We start from the raw sequence: 25,617 nt of genomic DNA, 5'->3' as shown, positions 1-25,617 counted from the left end.
GCGGCTCCTAGAGCGGATGCAGCACGCGCTGCAGGAAGTCCTGGGTACGCGGGTGTTGCGGGCGGTTCAGGATCTCCGCGGCGGGGCCCTGCTCGACGAGGCGTCCGCCGTCGAGGAACAGCACCCGGTCGGCGACCTCCCGGGCAAAGCCGATCTCGTGGGTCACGACGATCATCGTCATGCCCTCGTCGGCGAGCCCGCGCATGACCCGCAGCACGTCGCCGACGAGTTCGGGGTCGAGGGCCGAGGTCGGCTCGTCGAACAGGATCGCCTCCGGCCGCATGGCGAGAGCCCGCGCGATGGCGACGCGCTGTTGCTGGCCGCCGGAGAGCTCGTTCGGCCGCGCGTGCTCCTTGCCCGAGAGTCCGACCCGCGCGAGCAGGGCCCGGGCCCGCTCCTCGACCTCCGTGCGGGGCTCGCGCTTCACGTGGACCGGCCCCTCGACCACGTTCTCGAGGGCGGTTCGGTTGGCGAACAGGTTGAAGCGCTGGAACACCATCGAGACCCGGGTGCGGATCGTCTTGATGCTGCGCCGGTTCCGGTCGACACGCTGGCCGTCGACACGGATCTCGCCGCCGTCATAGGCCTCGAGCCCGTTGATACAGCGCAGCAGGGTCGACTTGCCGGATCCCGACGGCCCGATGACGCAGACCACCTCGCCCTTGGCGACCTCGGCCGAGACGCCCTTGATCACCTCGAGGGAACCGTAATGCTTCCGGACATCCTCGAGCACGATCATCGATGCCGTCCCTTGGCCTCGAAGTGGCGGACCAGCAGGATCAACGGCAGGCTGAGGGCGAGGTACATCAGCGCCACCATCGTGTAGACGCTGGTGTTCTTGAAGGTCGAGGAGGCGATGAGCTTGCCCTGCAGAGCCAGCTCCGCGACCGTGATGGTCGAGGCCTGGGACGAGTCCTTGAGCATCATGATCATGATGTTGCCGTAGGGCGGCAGCGCGATCCGGATTGCCTGTGGCAGGATCACCCGGCGCATGGTCATCCACCAGCCCATGCCGATCGAGAGGGCGGCCTCGACCTGCCCGTGATCCACCGCCTCGATGCCGGCACGGAAGTTCTCGGCCTGGTAGGCCGAATAGGCGATGCCGAGCCCGATGATCGCCGCCTGGACTGCCGTGAGCGACAGGCCGAAATCCGGCAGCACGAAGTAGATGTAGAACAGCTGCACGATGATCGGGATGCCGCGCAGGATGTTGATCATCACTGTGCTGAAGCCCGCGAGCAGGGCGATGCCGGAGACCCGCATCACCGCCCAGAACAGGCCGAGCAGCGTCGAAACCACCAGGGAAGCGAGCGTGATCAAGATCGTGAGTTGTACGCCCTGGAGCAGGATCGGCAGGTAATCCTGTGCGTCGGCGAGGAACTCGCGCATGAAGATCACGGGCGATCGGCCGAGGGCGGCAGCCCCCACTTGGTGAGGATCTTCTGGAGCGTCCCGTCCGCCTTCAGCTTGGCGAGCGCCGCGTCGATCTTGGCGAGCAGTTCGGAATCGGCCTTGCGCACGCTGAGGCCCACCGAGGCGACGACGGTCGGCTTCAGGGTCTCGACCAGCCGCACGCCGGGGAACACGCCCTGCTTGACGTAGTAGGCGAGGATCGGCGCGTCGGCGAAGCCGGCCTTCAGCCGCCCGGAATTCACGTCGCGGATGATGTCGGGGATCGTGTCGTAGATCTTCACATCGGCGAACAGGCCAGACTTCTTGAGCGGCTCGACGAAGGCGGTGCCGACCTGGGCACCGACGGTCTCGCCCTTCAGGTCGGCGAAGGATGCATAGTCCTTCGTGTCGGTCTTCGGGACGATCAGCCCCTCGCCATAGCTGTAGACGGGCGCGGAAAAGGCCACGACCTCCTTGCGCTGGGGTGTGATGAACATCGCCGCCGAGATGATGTCGATCTTCGAGGCGGTCAGAGCCGGAATCAGAGTCGAGAACTGCAGCGGCTCAACCGCCACCGCGAAGCCCGCCTCCTTGCCGACCGCGTTGACGAGGTCGACCATCACACCCTGGATCGTGTTGGTTTTGGTGTCGAGAAAGGTGAAGGGCAGCCCGGTCGGCGTGGCACCCACGCGCAGCGTCGGCTCGGCCCGCGCCGGACCGGCGACCAAGAGGGCGAGGGCCAGGCACAGGCTCGGAAACATGCTTCTCATCGCGCGGCTCCACGGTTCCGGCATGGCGTGACGCGGCTCGGAGGCCGCCCTGGTTTCATGCTGATGAAGAATACCGCATGGTTCTCCAGTCGACGCAAGTGGATTTCACGTGCATGAAGGACTGGGAGAACGGCAGGATGGCGTGGCGGTGAGCATCCGCAGAAGCGACGAGATTGGTGCGGACCCGGTCGATCGGGCTGTGGGGCAGCGCCTTCGCACCTTGAGGCGGGCACGAGGCCTCTCGCTGGAGGCGATCGCGTCCGGCACCGGTCTGTCGATCGGCTTCCTCAGCCAAGTCGAGCGTGGCTTGTCCTCGCCGTCCCTCCGGGTGCTCGCCCTTCTTGCGGACACGCTGCAGATCGGAATCGCGGGCCTGTTCGAGCCTTCTCCGAGCGAGCCCGACCCGGACCCGATCGTCGTGTTTGAGAAGGATCGGCCGGAGCTTCAACTCTGGCGTGCCGGCATCACCAAACAATTGCTCACGCCGCCCGGCGGAACACAGGGCATGAGCCTGTTTCACCTGGTCCTGAAGCCCGGTGCCAGCACCGGCGACGAACCGTTCAGCCACGATGGCGAGGAGGCTGGCCTTGTTCTGGAGGGACGGCTGACCCTCGTCGTCGAGGCGCGTACGCTGCAGCTCTCCGAAGGGGACAGTTTTCGTTTCGAGAGCCGCCGGCCGCACCGCTTCAGCAATCCCGCCTCCCGCAATCGAACAGTCGTCCTGTGGGTCAACGTGCTTGGGGTATCTCGACCGGAGAATTCTTGACCAATCGCATGCTCAAAGACTGATTTCTTATGAGGCCGACGAGAAATTCAAGTCCGCTTGGAATACGACAACCAACACGCCCAAAGATCAGCTCGGATCAAGTCCGGCGAAACACGGCGTCCGCTTCGTTCAAAGGCTCGCCCAAAAGCTGCCGTGTTATGTGGCACCTTGTGGGGCAGGCTCTGTTCCAGCACGTCGCCGTGCTGGGCCGGACAGTCGTGCTCGGCTCCGACGTTGTGCACCGCGGTTCGGATCCACGGCCCAGTGCGGTGCCAAATCGGCAGGGTCGCCGTCCGCTCCTGCGATGAGCCGTATGTGTCCGCAATGGCTGCCGCGAAGGCCCTGGCCAGTCCTGCGCAATCGGCTCGGCGGACCCGCATGTCCGGCGGCCAGGGCGAGGGAGAGGGCGGACCGTCTATGGCTTGGGGAGGCCATGGAGCCTCCTCGATGGAGCTCGGCAAAACACGGTCACGCGCAGCAAAGGGATGGCCGCTGTCACGCCGTCGCGTTGCTCCGGACCTGCGCCGGGTATAGGCCGTACACCAGAATGGTTCCAGGGAGACGCCCGATGGCGCAGCAAATGTCGCTGGATGTGAACGGGCGAGCGGCCCCGGTGAACGTGGACGACCCGGACACGCCGCTCCTCTACGTGCTTCGCGACGAACTCGGCCTGCATGGCCCGCGCTTCGGCTGCGGTCTCGGCCAGTGCGGCGCCTGCACGGTACACGTTGACGGGCAGGCCGTGCGCTCCTGCATCACGCCGGTATCCGGCCTGAAGGCGGGCGCCAAGATCGTAACCCTCGAGGGCCTCGGCAGCCCGGACAAGCCGCACCCGGTGCAGGCCGCCTTCATCGCCGAGCAGGCTGCGCAGTGCGGCTACTGCATCAACGGCATGATCATGCAGTCGGCCGCCCTCCTCAATGAGACTCCGAAGCCCGACGCGGCCGCGATCCGGCAGGCGCTGGCCCAGAACCTCTGCCGCTGCGGCACCCATCTGCGGATCGTGCGCGCCGTCCAGCGCGCCGCCGGCACGCTCTGAGGAGGTTATTGCCATGAACGCGCCCCTTCTCTCACGCCGCAACCTGCTCCTCCAGGGCGGCGCCCTCGTGGTCGGCTTCTCGCTGTCCGGTCGCGGCGCCCTCGCGCAGACCTTCGCGCCGGTCGCGACCAACGGCTTCTCGAAGCCCGTTGCCCCGGATCAGGTCGACAGCTTCCTGGCCCTCGGGGCTGACGGGCGCGCCACGATCTTTTCCGGCAAGGTCGATCTCGGCACCGGCGTTGAGACCGCGATGGCGCAGATCGCGGCCGAGGAGCTCGACCTACCGCTCGACCGCGTGACCATCGTCCAGGGCGACACGGCGCTGACCCCCGATCAGGGCCCGACCTACGGCAGCCTCTCGATCCAGAAGGGGGGTGCCGAGATCCGGCAAGCGGCGGCGACCGCCCGCGCCCGCCTCATGCAGATCGCGAGCGAGCGGCTCGGCGTGCCGGCCGATGCATTGGTGAGCGAGAACGGCATCGTGCGGCCAAAGGCCGGCGGGAAAGGTATCTCTTACGCCGAACTCGTGAAGGACGGACGCCTAGACCTGAAGGTCGACCCGGCCGTCACGACCAAGGATCCGGCGACCTTCGCCCTCGTCGGGAAGTCGGTGGCTCGGATCGACATCCCCGAGAAGGTGACCGCTCGCTTTACCTACATGCAGGATTATCGCGTGCCCGGCATGGTGCACGCCCGCGTGGTCCGTCCCCCGGCAATCGGTGCGGATCTGCAGAGCGTGGACGAGGCGTCGGTCGCGAACATTCCGGGCCTGATCAAGGTGGTGCGTCAGGGCAACTTCCTGGCCGTTGTCGCCGAGAAGGAGTGGGCGGCCGTGAAGGCGGCCGGGCAGCTCAAGACGACGTGGTCCAAATGGGAAGGCCTGCCGGAGCAGGGCAAGCTCTGGCAGCACGTGCGCGCCACGAAGGTGAGCAAGGACGACGTGACGAGCAGCACGGGCGATGCCGAGACGGCACTCGGCCAAGCCGCCCGGACGCTGGAGGCCACGTACGACTTCGCCATCCACACCCACGGCTCGATCGGGCCATCCTGCGCGATCGCGGAACTCAAGGACGGGCTGCTCACCTGCTGGACCGCCTCGCAGGCGACGCACGCCCTGCGTAAGCAGCTCGCCGCGATGACCGGGATCGCCCCGGAGGCGGTGCGCTGCATCTACGTGGAGGGCGCGGGCTGCTACGGCCGCAACGGCCATGAGGACGCGGCGGGCGACGCGGCGCTCCTCGCCCGTGCGCTGGGCCGCCCCGTACGGGTCCAGTGGTCGCGAGCGGACGAGCACGGCTGGGATCCGAAGGGGCCACCGACCCTGATCGACCTGAAGGCCGGGCTCGATCAGCAGGGCAACGTCGCCGCTTGGTCCTCGCAGTTCCACATCCCGGACGGCGTGGCGGGCAGCGTGCCGCTCGTGGCGGCCTCCCTGGCCGATCTGCCGCACGAGACCTCGATGGCGCCGGGCAACATCATCGGCAACTCGGCTTTGCCCTATGCTTTCCCGAACGTGCGCACGGTCTGCCATCGTCTGGTGTCGACGCCGCTCCGCCCCTCCTGGATCCGCACGCCGGGCCGGATGCAGAACACCTACGCCAACGAGGCCTTCCTCGACGAGTGTGCGGCGGCGGCGAGCGCCGACCCGCTGGAGTACCGCCTGCGCGCGCTCAAGGACCCGCGCGGCATCGAGGTGCTGAAGCGGGTTGCAGAGATCGCCAAGTGGCAGGCCCGGCCCTCGCCGGTGAAAGACGCCTCGGGCGATGTTCTGCGCGGGCGCGGCATCTCCTACGTCAAGTACGAGCTGAACCGCACCTACGTCGCGGGTGTAGCCGAGGTCGAGGTCAACCTCAGCAGTGGGCAGGTCCGGGTGCCGCGCTTCTTCGTAGTCCAGGATTGCGGGCAGATCATCAACCCGGACGGCGTTCGCAACCAGCTCGACGGCAACGTCATCCAGACTGTCAGTCGGGTGCTGATGGAGGAGGTCACGTTCGACCGAGGCGCCGTCACCAGCCTGGACTGGTCGAGCTACCCGATCCTTACCTTCCCGGACGTGCCCGAGGTGGTGATCGATCTGATCGATCGGCCGACCGAGAAGCCGTGGGGTGCCGGTGAGCCGTCCGCGGCCATCGTGCCTGCGGCGATCTCGAATGCGATCTTCGACGCGACGGGAGCCCGTCTGCGGTCGGTACCGTTCACGCCGACCAAGGTGAAGGCGGCGCTTCATGGCACCTGACAGGCGGACGGGAGAGGCCCCCGATCGGGGTTGCCTCGACGCGTCGCTTGCGCGGCCCGCGCTTGACCTACCCCTTGCCTCACGGCTTGAGGCTGCTCGCGCTCCCCTCGACGATCGACTCGTCCGGTGCCGGAGCAGTTCGGCAAGCTCCTGACCCCGCGGCATGCCGGCATCGCGTCTCGAACGCGCGATGCCGGCATGCCCGGCTTGCGCTCGCGGCGTCCGGGTGATCCGATCCGACCGGGGCGCCCGCAGAAGGCCGCCTGCAGATCCGGAGGAAGCCCGCCATGCTGTCACGCAGGCAGACACTCGCGCTCGCCGTCGTCAACGGCCTCGCCCTGACCGACAAGACGGCGCGGGCTGCGGCTGAAGCCCATGCTCAGACCGTGAAGACACCGGTCACGTTCCAGGTGCCGCCGGGCGCGTGCGACTGCCACGTCCACGTCATACCCGATCCGGCCAAGTTCCCGTTCTGGGACGGGCGCGCCTACACTCCGCCGGTCGACCCGCCGGACAGTCTGCTCGCCCTCCAGCACGCGCTCAAGCTCGACCGCGTGGTGATCGTGACGCCGAGCGTCTATGGCACGGACAACGCGGCCACGCTCGACGGTCTGCGCCTTCTCGGCCCCCATCGCGCCCGCGGCGTCGCGGTGATCGGGCCGGGGACCAGCACGGCCGAGCTCGACGCGCTGGTCAAGGCCGGCATCCGCGGCATCCGGGTCAACCTGGAGCAGGCTGGCGTGTTCGACCCTGCAGCCTCGGCCAGTGCCCTGGAGAGCGCCGTCCAGCAGATCGGGCAGCGGCCATGGCACCTGCAGGTCTACTCCCGCCTGTCGGTCATCGCCCCGCTGAAGCAGCAATTATCCGCCCTGCCGGTGCCCGTGGTGTTCGATCACTTCGCTGGCGCACAGGCGGCCCGCGGGCCCGATCAGCCGGGCTTCGGTGACGTGCTCGACCTCGTGCGCGGCGGCAAGGCCTGGGTGAAGCTGTCGGGAGCCTACCGCGCGTCGGACAGAGCGCCCGACTACCCCGACGTGGTGCCGCTGGCGCGGGCCCTCGTCGCGGCGAACCCGGAGCGGCTCGTCTGGGGCAGCGACTGGCCGCACCCGGACAGCACGCCGCGACCTGGCCGCAAGCCGACGGATCTCGCGCCCGCCCAGGACGTCGATGACGGCCGCCTGCTTGACCTCCTCGCCGCGTGGGTGCCCGAGCGCGCGACCCGGGACAGGATCCTTGTCGACAATCCGAAGCAGCTCTACGACTTCTGAGCGAAGATCGATCGCTCCGGACCGTCCCTGTCCATGACCGGCACGGCCTCGGGGCGCTGAGCGCGATCGACCGCCACCCTGCCGCACAACACGAATGTCTGTGTGCTGCCGATGGCGGAGATCGCTCTCACATTGTCGCTCATACGGGAGAAGGCATATGCAGCTTCAGGCGCGGATAGGCAGGCCGGCCTCGGCCGATCGCGCAGCCGACAGATCGCGGCCCACCCGCATGACCCTCTCCCTGCTGACGGCCGTCGCCGTCCTCAGTGTCTGCGTCGCGGTTGCGCGGGCTCCGACTGCGACCGTCGATCCCGATCTCGTGCGGGTCATCCGCTTCATGGCGCTGATCAAGGGCGGGTTCGCGCTCGCGGCGCTCGCCGGCTGTTTCTGGCGCCTCGCTCGGCCTGCCGGCCCGTGGCGGACACCGATCTACGTCGTGGGTCCGCCGCTCATGGCAGCGGGCGCGATCGGGATGTGGTCGCTCCATAACCTTCAATTCGCGGCGGCGGGCCTGCATCTCGGCCTCTTCGCGGTGCTGGCGGCAGCGCTGACCGATCCCGATTTCCTGCCCGGCCTGTCGCGTCTCGGGCGACGCCGCCGATGATCCGCTTCGATCGGGTAAAGCTCTGAGCCACGGTGTAGAAGAGCGCCCAGGCGCGGGGACCGGCGCCACGCGTCGGCAGGCCGACGTTTCCCGGCGGGTCACGAGCGCCGTCTTCATCATCATGCCGCCTCGCCCGTGCGTTTGGCCGCCATGCCGATGAGCCCGAACGCGTTGCGCGTCCCTGCAGCTCACGGCACTGGCCGAAGAAACGCGATGACCTCCCGGGCGAAGGTCTCGGGGGCCTGCAGTTGCGGGACGTGAGCACAGTCCGGCAGCATCACGAACCGGGCATCCGGTAGCCCGGCGGCGAGTTCGCGCGCCATGGCCGGCGGGGTCGCCTCGTCGTGCTCGCCGACCAGCACGAGGGCCGGCGCGCGGACATCGGACAGGCGAGCGCGCAGGTCGAGGCCGGCCAGTGCCGCGCAGGCGGCCTGAAACACATCGATGTCGGTGCGCAGGAAGGCGGCCCGCCGCTCGGTCATCAACGCCGGGTGCGCCGCCTGGAACGCGGGCGCGAACAGGCGCCGCATCGCCGTGTCGGCGATCGCCGCAAGCCCCTTCTCGCGCGCCGCCCGCGCCATGCCGCGAAACGCCTCCCGGCCCGGCTCGGAGAAGCAGGCGCCGCAATCCGCGAAGACGAGACGGTCGAACAGGTCGGGGTGGCGTAGGGCGCAAAGCAGCAACACGAAGCCGCCGTAGCCGTTACCGAGCCCGGCCGCCGGTCGCCCGCCGGTCGCCTCGCGCACGGCCAGCGCCACCCGGTCGGCGACAGCCTCCAGCCCGTCCGGTGCGGGTGCGGAGCCGCCGAAGCCGGGCAGGTCCGGAACCAGTACGCGGAAGTCCCGCGCAAGCGCCGGGATGACCCGGTCGAAGCTCGCAGCATCGGCCAGGAGCGAGTGCAGCAGCACCAGCGGCCTGCCGTCGCCGGACGCGGTCACCGCCACACGCCCGTCCACGAACATCGATTGCATCCCGACCTCCCACACGCGCCTCAATCGACAGCTTCGATCCGCTGTCGCATCGCGCTCGCATGACCGCAACCCAGTTGACGTGATATTTCACGAATGGCAGCATGGCGCGACTCAACGAGGCCATTCGTGCTGCTCCGGGACAACATCTACGCGGCGATCCGCGCCGACATCCTCGCCTGCGTCCTGCGTCCAGGCGCAGACGTGCGAGAGCAGGAGTTGGCCGAGCGCTATGCTGTCAGCCGGCAACCTGTCCGCGAAGCGCTGCTGCGGCTGGAGCGCGAGCGCTTGGTGACAGTTCATGCCCGGCAGGGATATCAGATCAACGCGATTTCGGTTGCAGATGCACGCGATCTGCTGCGCATGCGCCTCGCGCTCGAGCCGGCCTGCGCCGCGGAGGCCGCCGCCAACGCGCCCGGGGCGGTGCTAGCGGCCCTCGACGCCTTCCGTATCGCGCCCGAGGGCGCCGATTTCATCGCGGACAATCGCGCTTTCCACATCGCGCTCGCCGAGGCCTCGGGCAACCGGCGCATGGCCGCGACTGTGCGCGACCTCGTCGAGCAGGCTGATCGTCTCGTGCGCGTCAGCCTGGAGGGCATCCGCGGACGCGACCCGGCCCAGCTGGTGGCCGAGCACGCGAGCATCATCGACGCGCTCCAGCGCCGCGACGGGCGCGGCGCCAAGCGCCTCGTGCGCGAGCACGTCGCGCAGGCCGAGCGACGCATCCTGACCGCGCTGGAGCGCAGCGCGGTCGTCCTCTGAGGCATTCTCGCGACGTCGGAACCCACCGGCGCGCGGCACGACACACGGGAGTGACACCATGATCCTGCGCGAGCCCTCGCCCGACACCCCGGTCGAGACCCGGGGCAACTTCATCGACGGGCGCGAGATCGAGGCCGGTGACGGTACGCTGATCGACGTGCGCAATCCGGCCACGGGCGCGGTCATCGCGCGCATCCCGAACTCGGGTCCGGCCGACGTCGACCGCGCGATGCGCTCGGCCCGCGCCGCCTTCGAGGGCCGGGCGTGGGGCGGCATGGACGTGCGTGCCCGCGCTCGCCTCGTGAACCGCTTGGCGGACGCGTTCGAGGCCAACCTCGACGCGCTCTACCGCCTGGAGACCACCAACAACGGCCGGCCCGTCAACGAGACCCGGGCTCAGCTCTCGCGGCTGCCGGACTTCTTCCGCTACTTCGCGGGCGTGGCGCTCGCGCGGCGCGACGACGTGATCCCGGTCGAGGGCAATTACCTCAACTACACGCGGCGCACCCCGATCGGGGTGGTGGCCAACTGCACGCCGTTCAACCACCCGCTGATGATCCTGTGCAAGTCGCTGGCCGTCGTGCTCGCCACCGGCTGCACCACGGTGGTCAAGCCCTCCGAGTACACCCCGCTCACGACGCTGAAGCTCGCGCAGATCTTCACCGAGGCCGGCCTGCCGCCCGGCGTATTCAACATCGTCCTCGGCCTCGGCGCCTCGACCGGCAAGGCGCTCGCCGAGCACCGCGACATCAACAAGCTGGTGCTCACCGGCGGCACCGAGGCCGGCCGCTTGGCGGGTTCGGCGGCAGCGAAGGTCTTCGCCCATCAGACCATGGAGCTCGGCGGCAAGACGCCCGTGATGGTGTTCGAGGATTTCGACGTCGAGCGGGCGGTGAACTACGCGGCCTTCGGCGCCTTCATCGGCGCCGGCCAGACCTGCGTCTGCGGCAGCCGCCATATCGTCCAGGCCTCGATCTACGACGAGTTCGTGGAGCGGCTCGCCGCCAAGACCGCCTCGATCCGCCTCGGCGACCCCTTCGATCCGGCGACCCAACTCGGGCCCGTCATCTCCGAGCGCCAGCGCGAGCGGGTGCTGGCCTATGCCGGCTACGGCCGCGACGAGGGCGCCCGCGCGGTGGCCGGGGGGCGGGCCGCGCAGGTGCCGGGCTTCGAGGGCGGCTATTTCGTGGAACCCACCGTCTTTGCCGACGTGCGCTCGGATATGCGCATCTTCCAGGAGGAGGTGTTCGGGCCGTTCACCAGCGTCACCCGCTTCGAGGACGAGGCCGACGCCCTCAGGCTCGCCAACGACTCGCCCTTCGGCTTGGCCGCGGCCGTGCGCACCCGCGACGTCGCCCGGGCCCACCGGGTCGCACATGCGGTCAAGGCCGGCATCGTCTGGATCAACGACCACCACCGCCTCGACCCGGCCTCCCCCTGGGGCGGTGTCGGCGACAGCGGCCTCGGCCGCGAATGCGGCATCGAGAGCTTCAACGACCATTTCGACGTGAAGAGCATCATGCTGGCGACCGGCGACGGTCCCTTCGACTGGTACCGCGACACGGCCGGCCAGCGCCGCCTGAACTGACCGACGACGGCGCGGGGGGTGAGAGGTCCGCGCCAGACGGACCCCTTCCGCGCCGGCCCTGCACCCGCGGAAGGAAACGCCCCATGCCCGAGTCCGTGAGCCCGGCTGTCAACGCCGGAGGCCGCCTCGATCGTCTCCCGATCGGCCCGTTCCATCGCCGCATCATGTGGCTGATCGGGATCGGGATGTTCTTCGACGGCTTCGACATCTACATCGCCGCCACTGTGCTCGGCGCGACCCTGAAGAGCGGCTTCTCGACCCTGCCGCAGAATGCGTGGTTCGTCTCGGCGACCTTCGTGGGGATGATGGCCGGCTCGTTCCTCACGGGCTTCTTCGGCGACCGCTACGGCCGGCGGTTCACCTATCAGGCCAACCTGCTCGTGTTCGGGCTCGCCGCCCTCGGCGCGGCGTTCGCCCCGAACATGACCGTCCTGATCATCCTGCGCTTCGTCATGGGCGTGGGGCTCGGGGCCGAGAACGTGGTGGGCTACTCGACCATGACCGAGTTCGTGCCGGCGCGCTCGCGCGGGCGCTTCCTCGGCCTGATGGCGGTGTTCGTGGTCACGGGCCTGCCCGCGGCCTCCCTGCTCGGCTATTTCGTGATCCCGGCCTTCGGCTGGCGGGCGATGTTCGCCCTCGGCGGGTTCGGGGCGTTGGCCGTCTGGTACGCGCGCAAGAGCCTGCCCGAGTCGCCGCGCTGGCTCGAAGCGGTCGGGCGCCACGCCGAGGCTGAAGCGTTGATGCGGGCGATCGAGGCCGAGGCGAGCCGCGGGGCGGCCCTGCCGCCGGCCGCCGCCATGGCACCGGCCGTGCAACTCGGCCTGGGCGCGCTGTTCCGCCCGCCGCTGCTGTCGCGGCTCCTGCTCGGCTGCCTGTGCCTCGTGGTGATCAACACGCTACTCTACGGCTTCGTGACGTGGCTGCCGACCTTCTTCATCCGGCAGGGCCTGAGCGTGGCGACCTCCTTCGGCTACGCGCTGCTGATGGGACTCGGGGCGCCGGTGGGCAGCGCGATCGGCGCGCTGACCGCCGACCGCTGGGGCCGCAAGCCGACGATCATCGGAGCCTCGGCGACGGCCATCGTGTTCGGCATCCTCTACCCGATGACCCTGGATCCGGTCCTGCTGCCGCTGGTTGGCTTCGGCCTGACGGTGCCGATCTACGTGCTCGTGGCACTGCTGTTCGGGATCTACATCCCCGAACTCTTCCCGACCGAGGTGCGGCTGCGGGCCTCCGGCCTGTGCAACACGGTCGGCCGCGGGGCCACCATCGTGACGCCCTTCCTGGTCGTCACCCTGTTCGAGACCTACGGCATCGCGGGCGTGACCGGCCTGATGATCGGGCTGCTCGCCGTGCAGATCGCCGCGGTGGCGCTGTTCGGCGTCGAGCCGCGCAGCCAGAGCCTCGAGAGCCTGGAGGCCGGGATCGTCCCGGCGGGCGAGGCCACGGCGCGGGATCCGCTTCCCCGGCCCCTCGTCTGACCCCGGCTGGCTGGCGAGATTGCACGGTGCGCAGAGGTTCGGTCCGCGCTACCGATCGACGCCCGCATCGCGGCGCCGCCTTCAACGGGCCGGCTATCGCGGGCGGGGCGAGGATACCGTCACCGACCGCGACTGCGTCCCCGCACGATGAACCAAGCGGTCAGCGAAATCGCACACAGGGAGCAGACGGATGAGGCTACGCCGTGCCGGAGCGAGGGTCTGTGCCTTCGCCGCCCTCCTGTCGCTGACAAGCCTGTCGACCGCGCAGGCGCACGGGCCGACTGCGCCGCCCCATCAACTCTACCGCATCGGCGACTTGCCCCTGGAGGGCGGGGAGGCAATCCGGGACTTTGCGATCTCCTACGTCACACACGGCACGCTGAACGCCGACAAGTCCAACGCCATCCTGATGGTGACCGCGATCGGCGGCAACCACCACAGGATCGATTTCCTGATCGGCCCGGGCAAGGCCCTCGATACCGACAAGTACTTCATCATCGCCACCGACGCGATCGGCAACGGCCTGACCACCAGTCCGAGCAACAGCGCGAGCCAGCACGGGACAGCCTTCCCGCACTTCTCCATCCGCGACATGGTGGCGAGCCAGAAGCTGCTCCTCGATCACCTGGGCATCACCCACCTCGTGGCGGTCGCAGGCGCCTCGATGGGCGGGATGCAGGCCCTGCAATGGGGCGTCAGCCATCCGGATCTGATGGACGCGCTGGTGGCGATCACGCCGATGGCCCGCACCGCGCCCTGGTCGATCGCCGTCAATGCGGCCACCCGCAAGGCGCTGATGCTCGACCCGGCGTTCAAGGGCGGGGCCTACGAGACGCAACCGGAGCTGGGCTGGCGGCTGCGCGCCGACATCCTGCAGGTCCTGGCCACCCGCACGCCGGACGCGCTCCGCGGCATCGCTCCGCACGCGCTCGACATCCTGCCGTGGATGCGGTCGCAGGAGGAGGCGGTGCTCAAGACCGGCTTCGACGCCAACGACTGGATCGCCCAGACCTGGGCCTATGACCGGCACGACGTCGGCCAGACACCGGGGTACGGCGGCGACCACCTCAAGGCGCTTGCCGCCATCAAGGCCCGCACCTTGATCATCACCGGCGGCGACCTCGACCTCTACAATCCCGTCGCGGAGGCGCGCGAGGCCGGCGCCTATATCCCGGACGCCAGCGTGGTCGCGATTCCCTCCGTCCAGGGGCACACCGCCGGCAGCGCCGCCAAGGCGGCCGACGTCGACTTCATGAACGCAGCTGTGCGCCCGTTCCTCGAGAGCGTCGCCACGACGCGCCGGCGCTGAGACCGCGGCGCCTTCGATTCAACCCGTGCTACCGTACCAGCCGATGCAATCCTTGCACCTGAGATTGTGCGCCGGGTTGGGATTCCGCCGCAGATCGGTATTGTACCGACTTGAAAATGCTACGCGCGGCGGGTCACCCGCCAACGCCTATCAACACACGCGCGAGGACGAGGCCGAGCGTCTGCCCGAGCAGACCACCGCGCGTAGCCTAGCAGGCAGCTTCCACCGCACCCTCGACCCAGACGGATTGCACTCCGAGATGCTTGTCCCGACCCAGTGAGCGTCAAAGCCCCGGATGCAGTCCTTCCCGGTCACGGCGCCGGCAATCGCACCGCAACCTCGTTTCTCCGCAGGAAGGGCACCGCGAAAGGCGGATCGTACCCCATGAAGAAGGAAGCCCCCACCGGCTTCCGTCCGGCAGCGTCCAATACCTGTTCCAGGACCTTGATCTGCTCCTCCCTCGCCCCGGGCGATGCACCGCCGGAGAAGCGGAGGACCGCCAACCGTTCCGGAGGAACTCGCACGAGCCTGACTCCGGCCTCGGTCGGCTCCAGCGCGCCGGCCTCGGCGACCTGCCGCGGAAGGTAGAACCGCATCGTCCCTTCGGCGCCCTGCTCGACCGGGACCGTCATCGCGATCAGGCGGCCTCCGGTCTCGACGGGGGCCGTCATCGCGATCCGGTCGCCGCCGACGTTGGCGCCGGTGATGTACCGGAACAGCCGCCCGAAGGCCTCGCTGTCCCCTTGTCCCCGCGCATCCGTCTCCACGGCCACGCGCCCGTCATAGGCTCGGATCTCGACCCCGCGGTCGAGCCGCTCGACCACCGCGTAACGCGGCTGCTCATAGGTCGCACGGATGCCGACGACCGAGAGCGCCGACTCGAGCAGGGTCACGAGGTAGTAGATGAACTTGTCCATGGCGGCCGCGTTCGACGAGGGACCTACCGACGCTTAAGGCCCACCACCGCCGGCCGTTCCAGTCGGTCAGATGACCGCATGGCGCGATCGCGTCCCATCGGGTCCTGTCGCGCGGCTCGGCACACCTGGCACACATCCTCGTCATGGGTGCCAGCAAGGGCATCCGCCTGGAAACCGTGAAGGCGGCCCTCGCGGCCGGGCATCGCGTGCGGGCCTTTGCTCGATCCGCCGCGAGAATGACCCTGTCGGGACCCGGTCTGGGGCGGTTCGCAGGGGACGCGGCGAATCCCGGCGCCGTCGCCTCCGCCCTCGCCTCGGCCGACGTCGTGTCCGGGCGCTGGTAGGGTGCCCGTCAAGAACCTGCTCTGCCCGGTGCCCCTGTTCTCGGAGGCGACCGACGTGCTGGCGGGATGGTGCGCCGGGGTCACCTGGGCCACCGGTGGTGCAACCGTGCCTGGCTGGCTCGCACGTCGGGGCCGGATCGAGTCTTCCACCCGACGCAGGGGCCCCTGTCAGCTTAAAATTCCTGTTAGACCTGAACGATTCTAAGACGGGTCCGTTCTTGAGGACCGCGGCGCCCACCCGGGCGAGGCAGTGATTCCGGTCACATCGGTCCCTGATGAAACATGCCCCCCTCCGCTCCGCTGTTCTCCTTGTCAGCGTGGCAATGCCGGTGACCGGACTCGCCCATGGCTCGCCGGTGCCTGCGCCGGCGGCCCCGAGCGCGATGAAGGTCCTCTCGCGGATCGATCTCGCCCAAGCCGACCAGCCCACTTCCGCCATCAAGACCGACGATGTCCGCGGCGCCTCGCAGACCAGGGCCGCGAGCCCTCAACCGCTCGGGTCCTTCCCCACCAACGAGATCTCGGGCCAGCCGGTCATCGATCTCGGCGGCGGTCCAGATGCGGTCGAGAAGGATGTCGCCGCCCTTCAGCAGACCCTGACCGAATTGCAGCAGCTCCAGCTCCAGACCAAACAGGCCCACTGGAACGCTTCCGGCACCCTGTACTACCCGCTGCACTTGCTGCTTCAGGAGCATTACGAGGGCCTGTCGAAGTACGCCGACACCATCGCCGAGCGCCTGCTCGCGGTCGGATCTTCGGCGGACGGGCGCGCCAACACCATCGTGAAGACCTCCGGCGTTCCCGAGATCCCAGGCGGGTTCCTCGACGATGCCCAGATCCTCTCGTGGTTCACCAACGCCTACAAGCGGGTCGGCGAGGAGGTGAACGCAGCCATCAAGGCGACGGAAGACGTTGACCCGACTACGTCGAACCTGCTGCAGGAGGTCGAGCACGGCATCGCCAAGTACCAGTGGCAGATGCGCGCCCAGCTCCAGCGCACCCGCACCGACCCGAACACGGGACGGGACCTGAACGACAACAAGCCCGTCGACCTGTCGCCGCAGGCGCCGTCCAAACCCTGACACCTCTCGTTCGCGCCTGCGCCGCCCCGGTACAGGCGCGAACGTCCCAGACGGGATCCTGCATGCCGCGCCAACACGCCGTCTACGACCACGCCACCGTCACGCTGCACTGGCTGATGGCCACGCTGGTGCTGGTCCTCTGGCTGATCGGCACCTTCCTCGAAGACATCGTGCCCAAGGGCGTGCTGCGCTCGGGGATCTGGTCAGCCCACTTCGTCCTGGGCTTCCTCTTCACCGGTGTCATCGTCGCGTTGCTGGCTTGGCGGCATACGAGGGGACGCCAACTTCCGGTCGAGGATCCCGGCCCCTTGCACGTGCTCGCCAAGGCGACCCATGCCGCCCTGTACCTGCTGCTCCTCCTGATCGCCGGGCTCGGCATCGCCAACGCCTTCGTTCGCGGCGTCACACTGGTCGGACCGCTCGCGCTGCCGCAGCTCGGTGACCCGGATTGGCGCCGGCCGCTGACCCATTGGCATGGGCTCGCGGCCAACATCCTGATGGCCGTGGCGCTCTTCCACGCCGCCGCCGCCCTCATCCACCACTACCTCTGGCATGACGGCGTCCTGCGGCGCATCCTGCCCGCGCGCGCTTCCTCCGACCCCGCTGGAAGGCACTGACGACCATGCGACGGATACATAAGGAAATTCACCTGATCGAGCGCATCGGCTGGCTGCGCGCCGCCGTGCTCGGTGCCAATGACGGGCTCGTTTCCACGGCGAGCCTGATCGTCGGGGTGGCGGCGTCCTCGGCTGCCTCCAACGAGATCTTGGTCGCAGGCTGTGCCGGCCTCGTGGCAGGGGCGATGTCGATGGCAGCCGGCGAGTATGTCTCGGTGAGCTCCCAGTCCGATACCGAGCGGGCTGACCTCGCTCGGGAGCGCCGCGAGCTCGAACAGGACCCGGCGGCCGAACGGGAGGAGCTTGCGCAGATCTACGTCTTGCGCGGCCTCGACCACGACCTCGCCCTGAAGGTCGCGGACCAGTTGATGGCGAAGGACGCCCTCGGTGCCCATGCCAGAGACGAACTCGGGATTTCCGCGTTCACGACAGCACGCCCGATCCAGGCGGCGCTGACCTCTGCGGCAACCTTCGCGTCAGGTGCGGCCCTGCCCCTGGTCGTGGCCGCGATCTCGCCTGCCAACCTCGTGGTCTACCTCGTGTCCGCGGCCTCCCTGGTATTCCTGGCAGTGCTCGGTGCTCTCGGAGCGAAGGTCGGCGGGGCCGCGATCCCGCGGGCGACAGCGCGAGTGGCGTTCTGGGGCGCCTTGGCGATGGCGGTCACCGCCGGCATCGGGCATTTGGTCGGCAAGGTCGTTTAACCGGTCGATCAAATTTTTCGGCTGCGGCATAGGAGACGCATTCGACGCGGCGCAGTCGCTTGGTTCTGCCCTAGATGTGAACGGAACGGCTGAGGCGGTGCCCTATGTGATCGCCCGGCTTGCGAGCGCAATCGGTTCGGCCCCACCTCATGGCTTTTGCTTGCCCGCATAAGGCGACGACCACACCCTGAGCGCGAGCTAGAGATCGGCGCCATGGCCGTAAGAATTCCAAAATACAGATCGATACTCAAACTCTAAAGGACACGCACGTGAACGACAGGAAAGACATCCAGCTCGACACCGAGACCTTCGAGATGAAGGGCAAGTGTCCCTTTGGCGGAGACCGGATTGGCGGCGCGGTGGGCACCCCTCCGGCGCTCTCGGATTGGTATCCCAATCGACTGAAGGTCGAGCTCCTCCATCAGAACGGACCGCAAGCCAATCCGCTCGGCGAGGATTTCGACTATAAGGCCGCGTTCGAGCGGCTCGACTTCGAGGCGCTCAAGCGTGACATCAAGTCCTTCCTCACCACCTCGGTGGCGTGGTGGCCGTCGGATTACGGCAATTACGGCCCGCAGATGATCCGCATGGCGTGGCACGCGGCGGGCACCTACCGGATCGCGGATGGTCGCGGCGGTGCCGGCGAAGCGCTCCAGCGCTTCGCGCCGATCAACAGCTGGTGGGACAACGGCAACACCGACAAGTCGCGCCGGCTCCTCTGGCCGATCAAGCAGAAATACGGGAACGCCCTGTCGTGGGGGGACCTGATGGTCCTCACCGGCAATTGCGCCCTCGAGATCATGGGCTTCCCGACCTACGGCTTCGGTGGCGGACGCCACGACGCGTGGGAGGCGGACAACGCGACCTATTGGGGTCCCGAGATCTGGGATCCGCAGGACGTCAAATCGTTCGACAGCATGGTCACGCGTGACAAGCGCTGGCGCGGCAAGAACGGCGATGCGGATTACGATCTCGAAAACCCGCTGGCCGCCTCGCATCAGGCGCTGATCTATGTGAACCCCGAGGGTCCATACGCCAACGGGGATCCGATGGGCTCGGCGCGCGACATCCGCACCACGTTCACCCGGATGGCGATGAACGACGAGGAGACCGTCGCCCTGATCGCGGGCGGCCACGCCTTCGGCAAGAGCCATGGCATGGTCACCGCCGACGAGGTCGGTCCGCCGCCCGAGATCGCGCCGATGGAGGCGATGGGGCTCGGATGGCACAATCCGAAGGGCACGGGCTTCGCGCAGTACACGATGACCAACGGCATCGAGGGCAGCTGGACGCCCAACCCGACGCAGTGGGACAATGCCTATCTGGAGAACCTGTTCAAGTACGACTGGGTGCAGACCAAGAGCCCCGCGGGCGCGAGCCAATGGATGCCCTCGGATCCGAATGCGCCCAAGACCCCCGACGCTCATGTCCCGGGCCAGATGAACAGCCTGATGATGATGACCAGCGACATCGCGTTGAAGGTCGACCCTGACTATCGCAAGGTCTGCGAGAAGTTCCTCAACGACTTCGATGCGTTCACGCTCGCCTTCTCGAAGGCGTGGTATAAGCTGACCCACCGCGACATGGGACCCAAAGAGCGTTACCTCGGCCCGGAGGTGACGATCGAGGACGATCTGCTGTGGCAGGATCCGATCCCTCCGCGTGACTTCGACTTGATCGACGCGGGCGACATCGTCACGCTGAAGCGGGACATCATGGCGACAGGCCTGTCGGTGTCCGATCTCGCCTTCACGGCCTTCTCAGCGGCTTCCACCTATCGCGACAGCGACAAGCGCGGCGGCGCCAATGGCGGTCGGCTCGCGCTCGCCCCACAGAAGGACTGGACGATCAACCGGCGGACGGTGCCGGTCGTCGCGGCGCTCCGCCAGGTCGCCGACGCGTTCAACGGGAAGCCCGGCGGCAAGAAGGTGTCGCTGGCCGACCTCATCGTGCTCGGCGGATGCGCGGCTGTCGAGAAGGCCCTCGCCGATGGCGGTCACCACGTGACCGTTCCCTTCACGCCCGGCCGCGTCGACACGACTCAGGAGCTGACCGACGTCGAGATGTTCGAGTGGCTGAAGCCCGTCGTCGACGGTTTCCGCAACTTCGTGGCGGATGACTTCGCGACGATCTCCACGCGCGTCTCGCCCGAGGAGCTCTTCCTGGACAAGGCATACCTGCTCTCGCTCACTGCGCCCGAATGGGTTGCCCTGGTGGGCGGCCTCCGCGCACTCGGCGCCAACCACGACGGGTCGCAGCACGGCATCTTCACCGATCGGGCCGGGGTCCTGTCGAATGACTTCTTCATCAACCTGACCAGTACCGATCTCGAATGGCGCAAGACCGACGAGAAGGGCATGACCTTCACGCTAGTCGATCGCGAGAGCGGTGAGGCGAAGTTCAGCGCCACCCGCTGCGACTTGGTGTTCGGATCGAACCAGCAACTGCGCTCGGTTGCCGAGGTCTATGCGAGCAGCGACGGCGAAGGTCGATTTGTGAAGGATTTCGTGAAAGTCTGGAATAAGGTGATGATGCTCGATCGCTACGACGTGAAAACACACTAATCTAATAAAATTTGGCCTCTGTTAAGCCATGCACTAAAATTTAAGACTTGAAGAAAACCGGGCGTCTTCCGTGAGTTCATGATCGCGGAAGGCGCCCGCGACTCTATCCGAATGACCCTCCACCAATTTCGAGACCGGACCGCCTCGTAGCGGCTGATCACACGGACCTACGAGGCCGACTCGGCCTCGTAGGTCCGCTGGAGATCGCTGCGGCGGCGCGCATCGCAGATCAGTCGCCGGGCGATCGTCGTCATCATCGCGCGGCCGACGAACGGAACCGAGGTCCTGGATCTGCAGCAGGGTCAGGAACACGCCGAAGGCGAGATCCTCGGAGGACGAAGCAGTCCAGCGGCGCTTGTTGAGCCTACGCCCCAGCCACTGACTGTCATCACGAAACACCGCATCACGGTACGGATGCGTTCTGAAGCGAAGCCGATACGCCCATTCCTCAAGATCAACGCGCGATCGGCCGAGAGACCGGACTCTCTCGCCGAATGAGGCCGGATCTCCTTCGAAGGAACCGCGAACGCTGCCGCCTCCGTGGATAGGACGGGCTCGGCCCCGTGCCGCGCCTCCCGGTGGGCGATCCTATCGGCCCAGCTCATATCTTCAGAGTGCCAGCGGAGAGAAACAAAGCCGACGCGGCAGAGGACTTTTGCTGGTACGAGAGGCGCCCAGTTGCGGGCCCGCGGCCGATCCCACCGGATCTCCCAGCATGATGCGCACACCGCCGATCGCGACGCTCCAATCCTCCGCCGAGGGCGCGAAGGCCGACCCGCTCATCCCGCTCGCCCGGGCGCGGCCTCACCTGAGCCTGCGACGCCTCCGGCTGGGGAGCGGCCTCGTTCTGTTCGGCTACGTGCTGACGCACTTCGCCAACCATGCGCTCGGCAACGTCTCCCTCGCCGCCATGGAGGACGGCCTCGACGCCGTCTCGGCTCTCTGGCTCAATCCGCTGGGCCTGACGCTCCTGTACGGCGCGCTCCTGGTCCATCTCCTGCTCGGACTCCAGGCCCTCTACACGGGCCGCTACTTCCACTGGCGCCCGTCTGAAGCCGTGCAACTCGTGTCCGGCCTGCTGATCCCACCGCTTCTGGTCAGCCACATCGTGGGCACCCGGATCGCCTTCGCCACCGAGGGGCTCGACAAGGGCTACGCGCAGGAACTCTACAGCTTCTGGGTGGCATCCCCGCATCTGGGCCTGATGCAGGCGGCGGTGCTGATCGTCGCCTGGATCCACGGCTGCTCCGGCCTGTATTTCTGGCTCCGGCTGAAGCCCGCCTTCGGGCGCGCGGCGCCCTGGCTGCTGGCCGTCGCGGTCCTGGTCCCGGTCCTGGCGCTCCTGGGCTTCGCGCAGGGTGGCCGAGCGATCGCGGCCCTGGCGCGGGATCCGGCTTGGCGTGCGGCGGCGCTCCAGCCCGTCCATGTCGGGCTGGCCGATCAGGTGACGCGGCTGGCCTCGATCCGGGACGGGATGCTCATGAGCTATGCCGGCCTCGTGGCCGCGGTGATCGCGGCGCGGGGCGCCCGGACCCTGGCGGAGATCAAGCGCGGCACGATCCGGCTCAGCTATCCCGACGGGCGTGTGGCCCGGGTGCCGCGCGGCACCAGCGTGCTGGAGGCGAGCCGGCGCAACAGGATCCCGCATGCCAGCGTCTGCGGTGGCCGCGGCCGGTGTTCGACCTGCCGGATCCGCGTGCTGGACGGAAGCGACGGGACGCCCCCAGCCGGCCGGGCCGAGCGCGCCGTCCTCGATCGCATCTCCGCGGGGCCGGGGGTGCGCCTCGCCTGCCAGTTCCGGCCCGAGAGCGACCTCGCCGTCGTGCCGTTGTTCCCGCCGCAGCCGCGCATGCGCCAAGCGGACCTGCTCGACCGGGCGCAATCGGGTGAGGAGCGCTTCATCGTGGCGATGTTCGTCGATCTGCGCGGCTCGACGCGGCTGGCCGAGGAGCGGCTGCCCTACGACACGGTCTTCATCATCAACCGCTTCCTCAGCGCGGTCGGCGACGCCGTGCGCGAGGCCGGCGGATCGACCAACCAGTTCCTCGGCGACGGGCTGCTGGCCCTGTTCGGGCTGGAGACCGATCCCGAGCCGGCGGCCCGCGATGCGCTGCGGGCGGTCGCGCTCATCGCGGATCACGTCGCGACCCTGAACGAGCTGCTGGCCGCAGATCTGGAACACACGCTCCGGTACGGCATCGGCGTGCATGCCGGCCTGGCGATCGTCGGCGAGATGGGCGATGCCACGGACGCCCGGTTCACCGCGCTCGGCGACACCGTCAACGTCGCCGCGCGCCTGCAGGGCCTGACCAAGGCCCTGGGCTGCATCGCAGTCGTCTCGGAAGCCGTCTATCGGGCGGCCAAGGCCACGCCGCTGGCGATCCGGGCGATCGCGGTCGAAGGCCGGTCCGAGCCGGTTCGCGTCAGCACCCTGGGCACCCTCTGATCGACGGCGGCGGCTTCTGCGCGATCGGCGGTATCGCGAGACGGCGACCGGTGGAGGACAGGTGCCGCCGCACGGAGGGCCTTCAACTGGCCTCCGATGTTCGATCGGACCGCCTTCGCCATCATGCCCCCGCCGTCCGGTCCGGGACCGGCATAGACACCGTTGGACCCCGCACCGCCGAAGTGGAGACCGGTTTGGCGCCGGTGCGCGGATCACATCGCGGTTCTGGCGTATCGTCAGGCGCATGCCTTGGCGGCCCTGGGACGCGCACCGACCTCCGCCGGGGCTGGCGCACCGAACCGTCCTGGCGCATGGACCCGAGTCAGGAACGCGTTCGACGGCCTCCGGGTCGGCGTGAGGCGCGGCGCGAACGGACAGGGGAGCCGTCCCCTCCGAGTCCGCTCACCCCGCCGCATCTCGCTCCGGCGTCGGGCACGACGGGCGGACGCCGCTGCGGAAGGTGAGTTCATGGCGCGCAAGCGTCTTCGTCCGACGATCGAATTCCTGGCCGAAGCCGTCGCGCGGCTCGGGCTGTCCCCGGACGCCATCGACCTGGAAACGCTGCGCACCGATCTCGAACTGCCCGACTTCGGAGCCGAGGTCGCGGATGAGCGGGTCGCCCAGGCCCTGCGCACGCGGCAGGCGGCGCGGGCCTTCGCGGAGACCGGGATTCCGGAGATCCGGAAGGCCGTTCCCGCCCTCAAGGCCGTGGTGACGAAGGACCATCGGGTCACCTGGAGCATTCGGACCGAGATCCCGCTGCTCGACGACGGCCGCCTGGACCTGCGGATCGACATCGCGCCGCATCCGGCAGCGGCCGAGATCCTGGAGCGCATGGCGGCCCGGAACGACCCGGCCCACCGCATCGAGGCGTTGCGCGGGGCCGTGGCGGAGCGTGCGGCTGAGGCGACCCGCACCCTGAGCAAGCCGGTGGACCGCCTGCGGGGGCAGATCCTCCAGGATCTGCGCGAGGTCGGGGCCGACGCGGCCGCCTATCTCGCCCATATGGACCGCTCGCTGCGCTCGCGCGTGTTCACAGACGGCCCGAAGCTGCCTCGATCCCTGACGGACACGCTGACCCCCGTGCGCCGGCGCGCCAAGGCGGTGGCCAGCGAGGGCTCGCGCTTGCGCCGCCTGCGCGATCAGGTCGGCTTCGGCGCCTATATCGAGCGGTTCTGCGCCGCGCGACGCCTGAACCGGCGCATCCTGTTCCACATGGGGCCGACCAATTCCGGCAAGACCTACGCGGCTCTGCAGGCGCTCACCGCGGCCTCCACCGGCACCTACCTGGCGCCGCTGCGACTCCTGGCCCTGGAGAATTACGAGGCCCTGCGTGAGCGCGGGCTTCGGGCCGGCATGGTCACGGGCGAAGAGGTGCTGGGCGAGCCCGACCCGACCCACACCGCCCGCACCATCGAGACCGCCGACCTGACGCGCCCAATCGACGTCGCGGTGATCGACGAGATCCAGATGCTGTCGGATCCCGACCGCGGCTGGGCCTGGACCAACGCGCTGTTCGGCGTCCCCGCACGGACCGTGATCGTGTGCGGCTCCGACGACGCCCTATCGCATGTCCGGCGCGCCGCCGAGGCTGCGAACGAGTCGCTGGAGGTGATCCCGTTCACCCGCAAGTCGCCGCTCCTGCTGCTGGACGCGCCGGTCCCCCTGGAGAAGATCGAGCCGGGCGACGCGGTGGTGGCCTTCTCGCGGCGGGCCGTCCACGAGAATCGCGAGATCCTGGTCGCGCAGGGGCACCGGGTGGCGACCATCTACGGGGCGTTGTCGCCGGAGGTCCGCCGGGCCGAGGCCGCGCGCTTCCGCGCCGGCGAGGCCGACGTGCTGGTGACCACCGACGCCATCGGCATGGGGCTCAATCTGGGGCCGCTCAGGCGGGTGGTCTTCTCGGCGGTGCGCAAGTGGGACGGCGTCCAGGAGCGCGGCCTGACCAACTCCGAGATCCGGCAGATCGCCGGCCGCGCCGGCCGCTACGGGCACCAGGACATCGGATACGTGGGGGCTGCGGACTCCGCCGCGCTGGAGCCGATCCGGACCGCGCTGGCGGGCGCCCCCACCGCGCCCGCGGCCGACACGCGCTTCTTCGTCCGCCCTGATCTCGGCGCGATCCGGTCCGTGGCCGAGGAGATGCGGACCCACAGCCTCTACGAAGTGCTGACCCATTTCGCCCGCGCCACCTTCTACGCCGGCTCGCCGTTCCAGCCCTCGGCCCTGGAGGAAGTCCTCGACGTCGCCCGGACCATCGACCGGGCGAGGCTGCCGATCGAGGAGAAATTCGCCTTCTCGGTCTGCCCCATCGACCGGCGCGACGCGATCGCCATGGGCATGCTGGAGCGCTGGAGCCAGGCCCGGGCCGCCGGCGCCACGGTTCCGGCGCTGCGGGCGAGCCTGACCGGGGAACTCGACTACCAGGAGCGGACCGTGAAGCTCGCGAGCGCGTATCTCTGGCTGTCGCGCCGCTTCCCCGAGACCTTCGACGACGTGGCGGCGATCCGGCACATGCGCGGCCGCGCCAACGACGCCATCGAGCATCACCTGCGGGAGACAGCGACCCGCAAAGCGGAACGCCGGAGCCGCCGATCCAGCGGGGCGGGCTGACGGCTGCCAATCTCGGTTTGGCCCTGATCCCGGAACGCCAAACGCCGGCCCGCTTGTTGGAGCGGGCCGGCGTTGTGTCGGGTGTCTGGTGTGTGTGTTTGGTTGCGGGGACAGGATTTGAACCTGTGACCTTCAGGTTATGAGCCTGAC

At 68.6% G+C, this 25,617-nt stretch carries 21 protein-coding genes; 16 read left to right on the top strand and 5 right to left on the bottom strand.

The genetic code is table 11. From position 1 onward, the window contains the following. Nucleotides 1–7 precede the first annotated feature (7 nt). The 3 genes from Q8W67_RS23875 to Q8W67_RS23865 are packed head-to-tail and all read right to left on the bottom strand — an operon-like array spanning nucleotide 8 to nucleotide 2,162. Nucleotides 8–739 carry an amino acid ABC transporter ATP-binding protein gene (locus Q8W67_RS23875; RefSeq protein WP_305550353.1) on the bottom strand — a complete coding sequence of 244 codons (732 nt, stop codon included), beginning with the start codon at nucleotides 737–739 and terminating at the stop codon, nucleotides 8–10. After that, entirely contained in the window at nucleotides 736–1,389 is a 654-nt protein-coding gene (locus Q8W67_RS23870; protein WP_305550352.1) for an amino acid ABC transporter permease, read from the bottom strand. The genes Q8W67_RS23875 and Q8W67_RS23870 overlap by 4 nt, the downstream gene beginning before the upstream one ends. Before the next feature lie 5 nt (nucleotides 1,390–1,394). After that, nucleotides 1,395–2,162 carry an ABC transporter substrate-binding protein gene (locus Q8W67_RS23865; RefSeq protein ID WP_305550351.1) on the bottom strand — a complete coding sequence of 256 codons (768 nt, stop codon included), beginning with the start codon at nucleotides 2,160–2,162 and terminating at the stop codon, nucleotides 1,395–1,397. Nucleotides 2,163–2,304: 142 nt separating this feature from the next. Here Q8W67_RS23865 and Q8W67_RS23860 point away from each other — a divergent pair, with 142 nt between their 5' ends. The 5 genes from Q8W67_RS23860 (at nucleotide 2,305) to Q8W67_RS23840 (ending at nucleotide 8,075) form a co-directional block, all read left to right on the top strand. Then, nucleotides 2,305–2,928 (top strand): cupin domain-containing protein, encoded by a 624-nt coding sequence (locus tag Q8W67_RS23860; RefSeq protein WP_305550350.1) that lies wholly within the window; start codon nucleotides 2,305–2,307, stop codon nucleotides 2,926–2,928. Nucleotides 2,929–3,496: 568 nt separating this feature from the next. Next, the gene (locus Q8W67_RS23855) at nucleotides 3,497–3,967 is read left to right on the top strand and encodes a (2Fe-2S)-binding protein (protein WP_305550349.1); all 471 of its coding nucleotides are present in this window, start codon (nucleotides 3,497–3,499) and stop codon (nucleotides 3,965–3,967) included. A 13-nt stretch (nucleotides 3,968–3,980) separates the two neighbouring features. Continuing rightward, entirely contained in the window at nucleotides 3,981–6,203 is a 2,223-nt protein-coding gene (locus tag Q8W67_RS23850; RefSeq protein ID WP_305550348.1) for a molybdopterin cofactor-binding domain-containing protein, read from the top strand. 287 nt (nucleotides 6,204–6,490) lie between these two features. Further along, a complete protein-coding gene (locus tag Q8W67_RS23845; protein ID WP_305550347.1) occupies nucleotides 6,491–7,471 on the top strand; it encodes an amidohydrolase family protein in 981 nt (326 codons plus the stop codon). A gap of 229 nt (nucleotides 7,472–7,700) precedes the next feature. Then, nucleotides 7,701–8,075: a hypothetical protein gene (locus Q8W67_RS23840; RefSeq protein ID WP_305550346.1), complete on the top strand. Its 375-nt coding sequence runs from the start codon at nucleotides 7,701–7,703 to the stop codon at nucleotides 8,073–8,075. A gap of 188 nt (nucleotides 8,076–8,263) precedes the next feature. Here the strand turns inward: Q8W67_RS23840 and Q8W67_RS23835 are convergent, their stop codons facing one another. Continuing rightward, nucleotides 8,264–9,046, bottom strand: a complete 783-nt coding sequence (locus Q8W67_RS23835; protein WP_305550345.1) for an alpha/beta fold hydrolase — start codon at nucleotides 9,044–9,046, stop codon at nucleotides 8,264–8,266. 126 nt (nucleotides 9,047–9,172) lie between these two features. Between Q8W67_RS23835 and Q8W67_RS23830 the strand changes: the two genes are divergently transcribed. The 4 genes from Q8W67_RS23830 to Q8W67_RS23815 all read left to right on the top strand — a co-directional run bounded on the left by Q8W67_RS23830 (nucleotide 9,173) and on the right by Q8W67_RS23815 (nucleotide 14,183). After that, nucleotides 9,173–9,805, top strand: coding sequence for a GntR family transcriptional regulator (locus tag Q8W67_RS23830; RefSeq protein ID WP_305550344.1), 633 nt, complete (start codon nucleotides 9,173–9,175; stop codon nucleotides 9,803–9,805). 58 nt (nucleotides 9,806–9,863) lie between these two features. After that, nucleotides 9,864–11,393, top strand: coding sequence for an aldehyde dehydrogenase (locus Q8W67_RS23825; RefSeq protein ID WP_305550343.1), 1,530 nt, complete (start codon nucleotides 9,864–9,866; stop codon nucleotides 11,391–11,393). 83 nt (nucleotides 11,394–11,476) lie between these two features. Next, nucleotides 11,477–12,874, top strand: coding sequence for an MFS transporter (locus Q8W67_RS23820; RefSeq protein ID WP_305550342.1), 1,398 nt, complete (start codon nucleotides 11,477–11,479; stop codon nucleotides 12,872–12,874). 190 nt (nucleotides 12,875–13,064) lie between these two features. Continuing rightward, nucleotides 13,065–14,183, top strand: coding sequence for an alpha/beta fold hydrolase (locus tag Q8W67_RS23815; RefSeq protein WP_305550341.1), 1,119 nt, complete (start codon nucleotides 13,065–13,067; stop codon nucleotides 14,181–14,183). A gap of 311 nt (nucleotides 14,184–14,494) precedes the next feature. Here Q8W67_RS23815 and Q8W67_RS23810 read toward each other — a convergent pair whose 3' ends face one another. Next, on the bottom strand, nucleotides 14,495–15,100 hold the full coding sequence (locus tag Q8W67_RS23810; RefSeq protein WP_305550340.1) for a heme-binding protein: 606 nt from the start codon (nucleotides 15,098–15,100) through the stop codon (nucleotides 14,495–14,497). Between the two features lie 143 nt (nucleotides 15,101–15,243). Between Q8W67_RS23810 and Q8W67_RS23805 the strand changes: the two genes are divergently transcribed. From Q8W67_RS23805 to Q8W67_RS23775, 7 genes are all read left to right on the top strand, one after another. Further along, nucleotides 15,244–15,444, top strand: coding sequence for an NAD(P)H-binding protein (locus Q8W67_RS23805; RefSeq protein WP_305550339.1), 201 nt, complete (start codon nucleotides 15,244–15,246; stop codon nucleotides 15,442–15,444). Nucleotides 15,445–15,719: 275 nt separating this feature from the next. After that, on the top strand, nucleotides 15,720–16,526 hold the full coding sequence (locus tag Q8W67_RS23800) for a DNA starvation/stationary phase protection protein (protein WP_305550338.1): 807 nt from the start codon (nucleotides 15,720–15,722) through the stop codon (nucleotides 16,524–16,526). Nucleotides 16,527–16,588: 62 nt separating this feature from the next. Beyond that, a complete protein-coding gene (locus Q8W67_RS23795) occupies nucleotides 16,589–17,143 on the top strand; it encodes a cytochrome b (protein ID WP_305550337.1) in 555 nt (184 codons plus the stop codon). A 5-nt stretch (nucleotides 17,144–17,148) separates the two neighbouring features. After that, nucleotides 17,149–17,844 (top strand): VIT family protein, encoded by a 696-nt coding sequence (locus Q8W67_RS23790; RefSeq protein ID WP_305550336.1) that lies wholly within the window; start codon nucleotides 17,149–17,151, stop codon nucleotides 17,842–17,844. Between the two features lie 314 nt (nucleotides 17,845–18,158). Continuing rightward, entirely contained in the window at nucleotides 18,159–20,408 is a 2,250-nt protein-coding gene (katG, locus tag Q8W67_RS23785; RefSeq protein ID WP_370693944.1) for a catalase/peroxidase HPI, read from the top strand. 715 nt (nucleotides 20,409–21,123) lie between these two features. After that, nucleotides 21,124–22,854 carry an adenylate/guanylate cyclase domain-containing protein gene (locus Q8W67_RS23780; RefSeq protein ID WP_305550334.1) on the top strand — a complete coding sequence of 577 codons (1,731 nt, stop codon included), beginning with the start codon at nucleotides 21,124–21,126 and terminating at the stop codon, nucleotides 22,852–22,854. Between the two features lie 468 nt (nucleotides 22,855–23,322). Next, nucleotides 23,323–25,467, top strand: coding sequence for a helicase-related protein (locus tag Q8W67_RS23775; RefSeq protein ID WP_305550333.1), 2,145 nt, complete (start codon nucleotides 23,323–23,325; stop codon nucleotides 25,465–25,467). Nucleotides 25,468–25,617: the final 150 nt, after the last annotated feature.

Origin of the sequence: Methylobacterium sp. NEAU K, assembly GCF_030700285.1 — a bacterium.
Classification (GTDB): domain Bacteria; phylum Pseudomonadota; class Alphaproteobacteria; order Rhizobiales; family Beijerinckiaceae; genus Methylobacterium.
This window is presented reverse-complemented; position numbering and strand designations above follow the sequence as displayed.